6 protein-coding genes are annotated in these 12572 nt (G+C 39.1%); 3 read left to right on the top strand and 3 right to left on the bottom strand.

What is annotated here, in order from left to right:
- Positions 1 to 111: 111 nt before the first annotated feature.
- On the top strand, positions 112 to 3063 hold the full coding sequence (gene secDF / locus QWZ08_RS11595) for a protein translocase subunit SecDF (protein WP_290337576.1): 2952 nt from the start codon (positions 112 to 114) through the stop codon (positions 3061 to 3063).
- A gap of 430 nt (positions 3064 to 3493) precedes the next feature.
- On the opposite strand, the gene QWZ08_RS11590 is transcribed toward secDF, so the two are convergent.
- Together QWZ08_RS11590 and glgB are read right to left on the bottom strand one after the other, a co-directional pair.
- Complete coding sequence (locus QWZ08_RS11590) at positions 3494 to 4516, bottom strand: tetratricopeptide repeat protein (protein ID WP_290337575.1); 1023 nt, start codon at positions 4514 to 4516, stop codon at positions 3494 to 3496.
- A gap of 29 nt (positions 4517 to 4545) precedes the next feature.
- Positions 4546 to 6513: a 1,4-alpha-glucan branching protein GlgB gene (gene glgB, locus QWZ08_RS11585; RefSeq protein WP_290337574.1), complete on the bottom strand. Its 1968-nt coding sequence runs from the start codon at positions 6511 to 6513 to the stop codon at positions 4546 to 4548.
- A gap of 171 nt (positions 6514 to 6684) precedes the next feature.
- Here glgB and QWZ08_RS11580 point away from each other — a divergent pair, with 171 nt between their 5' ends.
- Both QWZ08_RS11580 and QWZ08_RS11575 read left to right on the top strand, forming a co-directional pair.
- Entirely contained in the window at positions 6685 to 9480 is a 2796-nt protein-coding gene (locus QWZ08_RS11580; RefSeq protein WP_290337573.1) for an outer membrane beta-barrel protein, read from the top strand.
- A 19-nt stretch (positions 9481 to 9499) separates the two neighbouring features.
- Positions 9500 to 10267, top strand: a complete 768-nt coding sequence (locus QWZ08_RS11575; RefSeq protein WP_290337572.1) for a GLPGLI family protein — start codon at positions 9500 to 9502, stop codon at positions 10265 to 10267.
- Between the two features lie 115 nt (positions 10268 to 10382).
- On the opposite strand, the gene QWZ08_RS11570 is transcribed toward QWZ08_RS11575, so the two are convergent.
- Positions 10383 to 12548, bottom strand: coding sequence for a TonB-dependent receptor (locus tag QWZ08_RS11570; protein WP_290337571.1), 2166 nt, complete (start codon positions 12546 to 12548; stop codon positions 10383 to 10385).
- Positions 12549 to 12572: the final 24 nt, after the last annotated feature.

Raw genomic sequence — 12572 nt, 5'->3', positions numbered from 1 at the left:
GCAATTTGACGAAAAATCTAAAATAAACCACTAACATCCTTCAAACAGTTTTTCCCCTATCTTTGCAAACTTCTAAAAAATTAACAAAGTAGCTACTAAAAGTAACCAATTATGAAATTGAAAGGCTTAGTCTGGTTTTTTGCGATTGCATTGATTTTAATTTCCATCTGGGAATTATCTTATACCGTAGTAGTACGCAATTATGAAGCGAAGATAAAAACGCAGGCGGAAAAACTGGTAAAATCCCAATACCCGGATTTAACAGGTGAAGACAAAAATGCATTGGTAAAAACAAGGATGAGACGCATCCTTGACAGCACCAAGGAAAAAAGTATTTATCCTATAGTTGGAACGAGTTACCAGAAATGCAAGGAGAATGAATTGAACCTTGGTTTGGATTTACAGGGTGGTATGAGTGTTACGATGGAAGTAAGCCTGGAAGGGTTGCTTAAATCAATCAGCAACAACCCTAAAGACCCTGCTTTGGTAAAAGCAATACAAACAGCCACGGCGCAAAAAGTTGCTGCTAATTCTGACTATATTACCCTATTTGCAAAAGCCTTTGCACAGCAAAATCCGGGCACGCCGCTGGCCTCCAAATTTGCAGGCGCCGGCAAATCAATAAAAGTTACAGACAGCGATGACAAAGTGGCGTCAGATATCCGTACGATGGGTAAAAGCGCCATCAACGAAACCTACAAAATATTATTGAAGCGTATCGACAAATTTGGTGTTGCGCAGCCTAACATCAATTTGGATGAAAATAAAGGCATTATACAAGTAGAACTGGCTGGTGTAACAGATAAGGAAAGGGTAAGAAAATATTTACAGGCAAGTGCTAATCTTGAATTTTGGTCTGTGTACAGTTTGGAAGAAATCGGAAAGGGATATGAAAATGCAGCTGCATCTTTAGCGTCTTTTTTAAGTGGAACTTCCGACACCAGCGGCATTGCTGATTCTGCAAAAAAGGCTAAATATGCAGGTGCTTTGTACCAGGTAATGTCGCCTTTGGATTATACACAACAAAAAATTCCTGCTAACAGGCAGTTTAGTTTTGTAACCCGTCCACAGGATACAGCCATGTTAAACTATTATCTTTCGCTGGATGTTGTAAGAAATAATTTCCCGACTGATTCAAAAATTTTATTGGGCAACGAAGAAGTAGGCGACAAAGGGGCTAAATACATGTATGTGTATGTGGTAAAGACTTTGCCTGGTGGCGAAAAAGCGCCGATGGACGGAGAAAGCGTAGAAAAAGCTTTCCAGGGGTATGATGAAAAGGGGGCGCCATCTATCAAGATGAATATGACCAGTACAGGTGCAAAGAAGTGGTTCGATCTTACCAAGAACAACGTCAATCGCCCTGTAGCAATTGCATTGGATGACATTGTGTATACCGCTCCAAATGTAGTTGGCCCTATTGAAGGTGGACAAACTGAAATATCAGGTAAATTCACCACAGAAGAAGCATTGGATCTTGCCAACATACTGGAATCAGGAAGGGCGAATGCACCCGCTAAAATTGTGGCAGAGCAAATTGTGGGACCCACATTGGGAGAAGCGTCAGTTAACGGTGGTATGATGGCTTTCGGTATCAGCTTCCTGGTAATATTCAGCTTAATGATTGTGTACTACAATACAGGTGGCTGGGTGGCTAATATTTCATTGATATTAAACCTGCTGTTTACAATTGGTGTATTGAGTGCAATGGGCTTTACTTTAACAGCTGCCGGTATTGCCGGTTTGGTGTTAACGGTAGGTCTTGCTGTAGATACCAATGTAATTATTTTTGAAAGAATTAAAGAGGAGCTTACAAAAGGTAAATCCTACCCGCAGGCAGTCAACGACGGCTACAGGCGTTCACTGGCACCTGTAATTGATGCGCACGTTACTACTTTTTTAACCGCAGCTATCTTATTTATATTCGGGCTGGGACCGGTATTAGGTTTTGCAACCACGCAAATGCTGGGTATCGTACTCTCTTTGTTCTGCGGAATTTTAGTGTCAAGATTAATCACTGATTTCTGGACTAACAAGAACCGTCACTTCAATTATTTTACCGGCATTTCTAAAAGAATTTTTAAGCATGCTAGCTTTAAATTTATTGAATACAGAAAGGTAGCATACGGTATTTCAATTGTTGTTTTGTTATTGGGAGTAGGTTCTTATTTTAATGGATTTCATGAAGGCGTTGAATTTAAAGGGGGCCGTAGTTACACTGTGGCATTTCCGCAGGCTGTGAAAAATGACGCTGTTAGAGACGATCTGAAAACTGCTTTTGAAGGAGACTTTCCTGTAATTAAAACGGTGGGAGACAGCAAACATTTGAATATTACTACGTCTTATAAAAAGGGAGTAGATAACGCGGATAGTCTTGTGCAGACCAAGTTATACCAGGGGTTGCAGAAAGTGTTGCCAGGCATTTCTTATGCTGATTTTGCAAAAAACAATATCCTGAGTTCACAAACTGTTCAGCCAACAATTTCTGAAGAGTTGAAAAAAGGAGCGATTAAGGCAACCATTTTTGCCATGCTGATTATCTTCCTGTATATATTCGTTCGTTTCCGTGACTGGAGATACTCTGTAGGAACAATCGTGGCTCTTTTGCATGACGTATTTGTTACGCTGGCTGTTTTTTCTTTTCTTAAAAACATAGTGCCATTCCCGCTTGAAATTGATCAGCACTTTATTGCTGCCGTATTAACGGTAATTGGTTTTAGTATGAATGATACCGTAATTGTATTTGACCGTATCAGGGAATACAGTGGCATTGCCAAAAAGGGAGAGACAAAGGGTTCAATCATTAACCGTGCAATTAATGATACACTAAGCCGTACAATCATGACTTCACTGACGGTGTTCCTTACCATTTTGATTTTATTCATCTTTGGTGGCGAAGTAACAAGAGGTTTTGCATTCGCAATGCTGATAGGTGTTATCACAGGTACGTATTCTTCTATTTTTGTGGCCGCACCAATTTTGGTTGATTTAAAAGCAGACAAGGCATTAGCTGAACCTGTTGTTGTTACCCCTGAAAAAGCAGTGGTTACTAAGAAAGCGTAATAATTTAAATTTTTCAATAATCCCGTTCCTGTTATGTGCGAACGGGATTATTTTTAATAAAAGCTGCGTTTCCCAATAACTATCCCCGACCCCTAAAAAATGTTTCGTAGCTAAAATTATTTAAATCCTTGGGTCGATCTATTAGAAAAGCCATTCGGAACTTAATAAGTCTTACCCGTTAACAATTTTAGTTTCAAACACATCAGGGCAACGGGGTTACAAAAATACCCTGACAAATGAGAGTCATTAATAACATTCCATTTGACAGGGAAACTGACAACGGAATTGATATGGTTAACTGCATTGTAAATGACAACGAAACAACGCAAAAAATAATAGTAAACAAATAAATTAAACACGCTGATTTAAAAAGAAAGACACATCTTAACCAGATGTGCCTCTCTTTTTTCAAGCCAATATTTCTTATAATTTACAGCCCCATTCCGCCATCCTGCTTTGTACGCAAACCTGATAAAGAAGGGTCCATTTTAATAGCCGCATCACACATATTTTGTCCTTTTTCTTTTGACCCTTTTTTGATAAAACATAAACCTGCCTGGTACAAGGCCTTGCCATCCTTATCATCCAACGTGATTAGTTGCTGACAATAATCGAGTGATTTGTCATACATTTTTTGTTTGTACGATGCTTCCGCAATATCGCGGAGGATATCCTTGTTACCCGGCTTCTTTGCTAAAATATCCAGTAACATTTTTTCACCTTTTTCAAATTCACCGCTGAAGATGTAAGCGTACCCCAGATTTTCATTGAAGTCGTTATTAACCGGATAGCCACTTTCAACAGCTTTCAAAAAATACGTTTTGGCGTGCGCAAAATCGTTGAGGTTATAAAACAGTAAACCCAGTTCATTCATCCAGTGATATTTTGTTGCATCCAGTTCTACTGCCTTTGTATAAAACGGAACAGCTTTTTGATATTCTTCCATATCAAGGTAGCTGCGGCCGATTGTATAAGTCGCTTCAGCATCCGAAGGGTTTTTTGCTATCACATTTGTCAAGCCTTTAATGGCAGTAGCATAGTCTTCCTGTTTGTAGCTGGCCATTGCAATGATCTTTTCCGAATTGGGGCAGTCAGTACATTTTTTAGCCAACTCAACTGCTTTACTATATTGGTGATAACTGAAATAAAGATCTGTCAGTTCTTTGATGGCCGCTTTATTGGATGGTTCCAACTCATACAATTTTGAGAAATTGCGGATGGCTGCATCCTGTTTATTCATCGACAGGCTGGCATAACCGTTTGCCTGGTAAGCAGCAGCATAATTTGGATCGAACTTAATGGCTTTATCAAAATAGTTTGCTGCAACTAAAAAATGTTTGGCCTCATTTTCAACCAAGCCTTTCTGATAAAATAATTTTGCACTGTCAGCTGTTTGTGCAAATGAAGCTTGGGCAATAGCCACAACTGTAACTAGAAGTGTATACTGTTTCATTAGGGTGGATTTAACAAAAATTGTTCCGGTTACCGGAAAACTAATCCTGATAACGCAGGGAGATGGACATTTATTTCATACAAGTCCGTGTCTTTATCTAATAGTTTGGTTTTTACGGCCGGGTTGTATACATCCCCTGTTCCCCAGAATGCAGTTTGATCGCTGTTAAAAATTTCTTCCCATGCAGCTTTACCGCTTACTTTTATTTTCCAGTCCCTGCGAACCACAGGTGTCATATTCAATACTACCAGGACGTCCTCTTCTTGTTGCTTTCCCTTTCTCTTAAAAACAATAACCCCTTCCTGCCGGTGGTTCAAATCAATCCATTCAAATCCGTGTATATCAAACTGTAGTTCATGCAGGGCCGGTTGGTCGCAATACAGGTGGTTCAATGCTTTCACGCAATCCTGCATTTTTTTATGCGAATCGTATTGAAGCAATTCCCAGCTGAGTTCTGTTTTATAATTCCACTCCGTTGTTTGCGCAAATTCATTACCCATAAATAACAATTTGGCACCGGGGTGGGTGTACATGTAAGTGTACATCAATCGCAGGTTGGCAAATTTTTGCCATTCGTCGCCGGGCATTTTGTAAACCATCGGGCTTTTGCCATGTACAATTTCATCATGACTGAGAGGAAGCATAAAATTTTCATCATAAAAGTACATCATGCTGAATGTAAACTTGTCCTGGTGAAACTGGCGAAAGTAAGGATCCATTTTAAAATAATCCAGTGTGTCGTGCATCCAGCCCATCATCCATTTCATTCCGAAACCAAGACCATCCGTAAATGTAGGCCGGCTTACTTTTGGCCAGTCCGTTGCTTCCTCGGCAATCATCTGCACATCCGGGAAATCGCGGTAAATGGTTTCGTTCAGTTCTTTGATAAAAGCGATGGCTTCAATGTTCCCGTTGCCGCCAAATTCGTTGGGTTCCCATTCGCCCTCTTTCCTGGAATAATCCAATTGCAAAATAGAACTTACAGCGTCCACACGTATGCCGTCGATATGAAACTTGTCGAACCAAAACCGGGCGCTACTGATGAGGAATGATTTTACTTCGCCGCGTTTATAATTGAAAATATAACTGTTCCAGTCGGGGTGAAATCCTTTACGCATATCTGCGTACTCGTAGGTGTGTGTGCCATCAAACATAAAGAGGCCATGTGCATCATACGGGAAATGGGAGGGCACCCAGTCTAATATAATGCCTACGCCCGCTTTGTGAAAAGCATCCACCATGGCCATAAAATCTTCAGGTTCACCAAACCGGGACGTTGGTGCAAAGAAACCTGTACCCTGGTAACCCCAGCTTCCATCAAACGGATGTTCCATCACGGGCATAAACTCTACATGTGTAAAGCCCATCTCACTTACATAGGGAACCAGACGATCTGTAATTTGCTGATAGGTATTGTAACTTTCCTCATCAAATTTATCGGGGCGCATCCAACTGGCCAGGTGCACTTCATATACACTCCAGGCTGCGTCAAGGGCATTGTTTTTTTTTCTGTTGCTCATCCAGTCCTTGTCAGCCCAGTTATACTGCATGTTCCAGCTTACGGACGCTGTTTCGGGCCGCATTTCCCAATAGTTGGCGTAGGGATCTCCTTTGTCAATCGCGGCGCCTTTATAACCTTTAATATGATATTTATAAGCTTCTCCTTTTTTTAGATTGGGGATGAACCCTTCCCAGATACCACTACTGTCGAGCCGTACAAACAAAATATGTTTTCCTTTTTCCCAGTCATTAAAATGTCCTACCACGGAAACCTCAGTAGCGTTGGGCGCCCATACGGCAAAATAAAACCCTTTGGTATTTAATACCTCTATCTCGTGGTTACCAAATAATTCATAGCCATTGTATAAATTACCCTGCTGATAATTGTTGATGTCTGTGTCAGAAAACAAAGAATAATTCCAGACAAGTTTGGTACTGTCAACAAAATGTTCTTCTTCGTATTTTTTTTTATGGAAAGATGGTTCGTGTTGCATCATTGATTTTTTTTACCACCTGTGCATCCTCTGCACCACTGATGGAATAAGTTTTATATTATAAAAAATAACTTTAAGATTTGCTTAACGTAAATTTAAGCATACCCTTACAGAATGTGAATATATTTAAACTGTTTTAATAACCCCTTTTTTTTTACCATTACTAATACCTTCATGATGCATCCCTTCCGCCCCGTTTTATTAATTATTTTTTTGTGCCTTTCATGTTTTATTGCCAACGCCCAGAACATAACCGGATCTGTTACTGATACAACAGACAAAAAGCAGGTCAGTAATGTGGTAATAGCCATTTTAAAACCTGTCGATTCAACCCTTATCAAGTTTACCCGAACCGACAAAGAGGGAAAGTTTACGCTAAAAAATCTTCCCGAAGGAAAGTATATTTTGATGATGACGCATCCTGCCTATGCAGACTTGCTGGACGATATAACCCTTACAGATAAAGGACTTGAGCTGAATAACCTGGCAATCCTACCCAAAATTAAACTGATGCAGGATCTTATTATTAAAAGCGGTGGTTCAATGCGTATACATGGCGATACCACCATTTTTACGGCAGACAGTTTTAAGGTGAGCGCCAATGCTAATGTGGAAGAGTTGTTGAAAAAGTTACCAGGTATACAGGTAGATAAAGATGGTAAAATAAAAGCTATGGGCGAAACGGTAGAAAAGGTATTGGTAGATGGGGAAGAATTTTTTGGAGATGACCCCGGAATGGCAGTTAAAAATCTAAGGGCGGATGCGGTAAAAGAAGTGCAGGTATTTGACAAGAAAAGCGACCAGGCGGAGTTTACAGGCATTGATGATGGTAAAACAAAAAAAACAATCAACCTTAAATTAAAGGATGACCGGAAGAAGGGATATTTCGGAAAGATAGATTTGTCAGGAGGATTGAATAAAGATTTTGGTGACCGGTACAACAATAATATCTTGCTTAGTTCCTTTAAAGGCAAACGAAAAATTTCGGGGTATTTCTTAAGCGGCAATACAGGGCAGGATGGTTTGAACTGGCAGGACAATGATAAGTTTGGCGGAGACAACGATAATTTTTCAGTTAGTGCCGATGAAGACGGAGGCATAAATTTTAACTGGCAGGGAAGCTCCGACGATGAGCCTTATGTGGACACCCAAAACGGATTTTTTAAAAATAATAATGTCGGTCTCCAGTATAGCAATAAATGGCATGACGACAAGCAAGGGCTTTCCTTTTCACCAAAATACAATTACCAGGATTACATTAATACAAAAAAGACTTTTACACAAACGCAGCTGGCCGATTCTTTTTTTAATGTAAATGGTACTGAAAATATGCACGTTAAAAAGGAAACATTTAAACTAAAAGGTGTCTATGATTTTAAAATTGACTCTGCAAATTCGCTTAAACTTACAGCAAAATTAAATGCCTATAATACAGAAAGTGAATCGTACGCTACCTCAATTAATACCAACCAGTTCGGTAAAACAAACAATACCAGCCAGCGTGATTTGACCACAAATTCCGATAAACTTGCATTTAACGGAACGTTGCTTTTTAAACATAAATTTAAGAAGTTGCGCAGAACGTTTTCGTTAACCACAGACTGGAATACATTGAATACAAATGGCACCAATTTCTTAAAATCGGATAATGAAATTTACTCAGGGGGAGTTGTATCCTTCAGCCAAAAGTTTGACCAGCAGAAAGACTTTGACCGAAGCACCGATCAGTTTTTAGCAAAAGCGGTTTATACCGAACCGCTTGGTAAAAAGTATGCTTTGGAACTGGATTATGAAACAAGTATTGGTACAGGAAAAAATAACCAAACAACTCATTCCTATTCTCCATTGTCTGGTAAATACGACGATGAAGTGGATTCCTTAACCAATTTATTTGATCAGCGCATCACAGTTAATAAACCTGGATTTAAGATTAATTACAACTATAAAAAATTAAAATTTAATATTGGCTCCGGTGTAGGATTTACCAGGTTTGATTTGAAAGATAAAACATTCAACAAAGAGTATGCACGCAGCTATACTAACTTTTTCCCTAACGCAAATCTTACATACGCTTATAAATCTGGTCATAACCTGCGATTTTATTATAATGGAAATACGACGCAGCCGCGGATTGATCAGTTGCAACTATTGAGAAATAATAACGACTATTTTAACCAGGTTTTGGGAAACCCTTTACTAAAACCGTCATTCAGCAATAACTTCAATATTTCTCATCAAAGCTTTGATTTTATTAAAGATTTTTTTCTCTATCAGAATCTTAATTTTACTCAAACAAGCAATGCCATTACTGATAGCCGTGTAATTGATGCATCTACCGGTAAAACCACGAGTACGCCTGTAAATACCAACGGCAATTTTAATTTTAACTTGTATGCCGGTGCCGGTTTTAAAATGAAAAAACTCAATATACGGGTAGATGTTGGTCCAAATGCAGGGTATAACCACAGTACGGAAATTATTAACGGATTAAATAATGTTACCAAGAATTTGAATGCAGGTGTAAGGCTTTATTTAAACAAAGCAAAGGACAAGGCTTACGATGTTACTGTCAGCAACGAATTTAATTATAACAGTAATAATACTCAACAGTACAATAGCAAAATAAATTACTACACAAATGAAACCGGTCTGTACGCTACGTACTATTTAAAAAAGGTTTGGTCGTTGCAAAGTGATTTTAATTATTTTGTAAGGCAAAAAACACCGCAGTTTCAAAATAATTTAAGCAACCAACTTTGGAATGCTAAACTACAACGCACTTTTAAAAAGGATGAATATACACTCTACTTCAGTATCAGGGATATTCTGAATCAAAACACGGGCATTCAAAGAAATTTTTACAGCAATACTTTATCTGAAGTTAGACAGGACAGGCTAAAAAGATACTGGATGCTGGGCTTTACGTGGAATTTTAAAAATAAGGCGGCAGCACCCGCTCCAACAAAATAATCAACTTTAAAAATACTATATGAAATATATAATAGCTTGTCTTTTTATCTTACTGCTCAGCACCGGGAGCTTAAAGGCCCAACAGTTTATCAATAAGGGTACTATAGAATTTGAGGTGATTACCAACGTTAAAAAAACTATGGGGAATGATCCATTTTGGGAGCAGTTAAAAGACCAGATACCCACTTTTAAAACGGCATATTATACTTTTACATTTGCAGATAATAAGAGCATTTACAAGTTTGATCGTTATGACGAAAAGAAAGCAAAAGTGCCGGAATTTTTACGCAGAGGGGAAGAACAAAAAGATTGGTATAATGACTTTAATACCGGCCTGAATATTGTTCAAAAAACGCAATGGGGAAGTCTTTTTAATTTAAAAGACAGCATACAACCCATCCAATGGAAGCTTAGTAATGAAAGCCGCATTATTGCCGGATTTAATTGTCGTAAAGCCGTTGGCAAAATTCTGGATAGTGTGTATGTATTTGCTTTTTATACTGATGAAATCACTATCAGCGGAGGCCCCTGCAGCGTCAATGGGTTACCCGGAATGATTCTGGGCGTTACCATTCCCCGTATGTATGTTTCTATGCTGGCTACCAAACTTTCAGTAAACAATGTTGACGTTAACAGTATAAAGCCTACCAACGCTAAAAAATATTATTCCTCCAAAGAGTTGAAATCGATTTTAACCACAAAAATTAAAGATTTTACAGCTAATTCTGAGGACAATGAGGATAATAAAAATTGGATCAATCAGTTGATGTGGGGCATTTTATTATAGCAAGCAGCATAAGTAATTTTTATAAAGCAGGCATATAAAAGCAAAAGGAGAAATTAATTTCTCCTTTTGCTTTTAACCTACTTGTCAGACATTTCGTTAAAAAGTTAGCTTTCTCCTACAACCTGATATTCACTCCCAGCATACAGTTAAAAGGTGCCATTGGAAAATAATAATTTTCTGTTGTAAGGCCACCGCTGTAGTAGCTGAACGTATAGCCATTGGCTTCATATTTTTTGTTGAACACGTTGTTCAATTGTAAAATGAAAGTGGTTGTTTTTAAAAAATCAATGGATGATAATGTATAAGTCAGTCGCACATCCTGAACGTAGTACGGATTCAGGCTCCGGCTTTGTTGAGACGTATTGTCCATGTACTGACGGCTTACATATTTGCTCAGCAAACTGATTTCACCGTGTTTTACCGGGATAAAATTAATGCTGCCACCGGCAATAACTGCGGGCGAAAAAGAAATGTTGGTTTGATTATACTTGTTGGTTACAGTGCCACCATTGTCATAGTCATCTATCAGTTCAGTAAAGTGGCTGATTTTGTTTTTGCTTATTGTTAAGTTGGCTGCTAAGTTTAAAAAATTGCTGATTACCGCGGTTCCCTGTAACTCAATCCCTGCCCGGTAACTGCTGGCAATATTTGTCCTGGTGTATGATCCAACATCATTGATATTTCCTATCAGCACCAGCTGATTGTGGTATTGCATGTAATAAAGATTTGCGCCAACTGAAAAAAGCTTGTTCTTCTTTTCAACTCCCAGCTCAACATCATTTAACTCTTCCTGTTTTGGCTGTTGCGTTTTACCGGCTTCAAAGTCGTCGCGGTTAGGTTCCTTACCAGCCCGGGCATAAGACGCATATACCTGCCAGTTATTATTATTATAAGTGATACCCGCCTTCGGATTGAAAAAGGTATAGTTGTTCTTAACCTTGAGTGTTGGATTATCCCTGAAACCATTGATGGTATAATTTACATTTCGTACCTGCATATCAGCAAACAACTGCCAGTGTTCGTTCAACTGTTGCGCAAATTTTGCATAAAGGGAAAGGTCTTTTTTGTGGGCGGGCAAATCACCATACCACTTATAATTTTGCGGTACCGCAGCTTGCACAACCGCATGCGTAATATTGCCAAAATGCTTGCCGTCGTATTGGTTCCAGCCTCCGCCAAAAGTAAACTGTGTTTTTTCTTTTTTATACTGCAAAGAAAAAATGCTTCCGTAAAAATTATTGTCTAACCATTCCTGTCTCACCATATCGGTGCTGCTGGTTGTATCGCCATTAGCAATATAATCGGGTAACCCGTAATTGGATAAGGATTGGTCTGCACGGTACTCCTCATAATAGCCTTTCCCTTTTGTAAGAAAAACTGCTGCATTGGCCTTCCAGTATTGATTAAACTGGTGATTGTAAAATAACTGGTAGTGTGTTTGCGTATAGTTATCCGTTTCATTCGGATAGGGTTTTCCGGGTTGTTCCTGGCCCGAAATATTATATGTTCGGTCTGTCTTTAACAATGCTTCCGCAACACCGTTCCATGCCTGGTAAGTTTTTTCTTTACCAGAAAAAATATTGAGCCGCAGCGAATTTTTTGCATCCACCCATGCTGTACTGAAATAAAATGATTTAAGGTTACTTGCAGCACGGTCAATATAGCCGTTGCTGCTGATGCGGCTGAGGCGACCATCAATGGTAAAATGTTTGCCTAAAATACCACTTCCAAATTTGAGGGTGTTTTTCCAGGTATTGTAACTGCCGTAACTGTTGTTTAATTCGGTGTAAAATTTTTCATTTACTTCATTGGTAGATAAATTGATATTACCGCCAAAAGAACCTGCTCCGTTACTGCTGGTACCCACGCCCCGTTGTATCTGAATGCTGTTGGCAGATGATGCAATGTCCGGCAGGTCTACAAAATAAGTACCCTGACTTTCTGCGTCATTATAGGGTATGCCATTTAGTGTTACGTTAATGCGGCTTGCATCGGTGCCGCGGATGCGGATGCCGGTGTACCCAACCCCATTACCGGCGTCAGAATTGATAACAACTGAAGGTGTTTGATTCAGCAGAAAAGGGAGGTCTTGCCCCACGTTATTTTTTTCGATGTCTTTTCTTGCCAGGTTTGTTTTGGCAAATGGCGCTTTTTCGCCAGCCCGGATAGCGGCTACTTCAACCGGCTGCATAAACGAGGTGTCGTTGAATTTTTTTGTTTCCTGTGCAATTGTTGTTATTCCCATTGCACACAGCATACCACTTAACAGTAGTTTTTTCATTTTCAATAAAATTTAATGCTGAAC

Origin of the sequence: Ferruginibacter paludis (genome assembly GCF_030409685.1) — a bacterium.
Classification (GTDB): domain Bacteria; phylum Bacteroidota; class Bacteroidia; order Chitinophagales; family Chitinophagaceae; genus Ferruginibacter; species Ferruginibacter paludis.
Note: the sequence above shows the minus strand (reverse complement) of the source record. Positions and strands in the feature narration are given on the sequence as shown.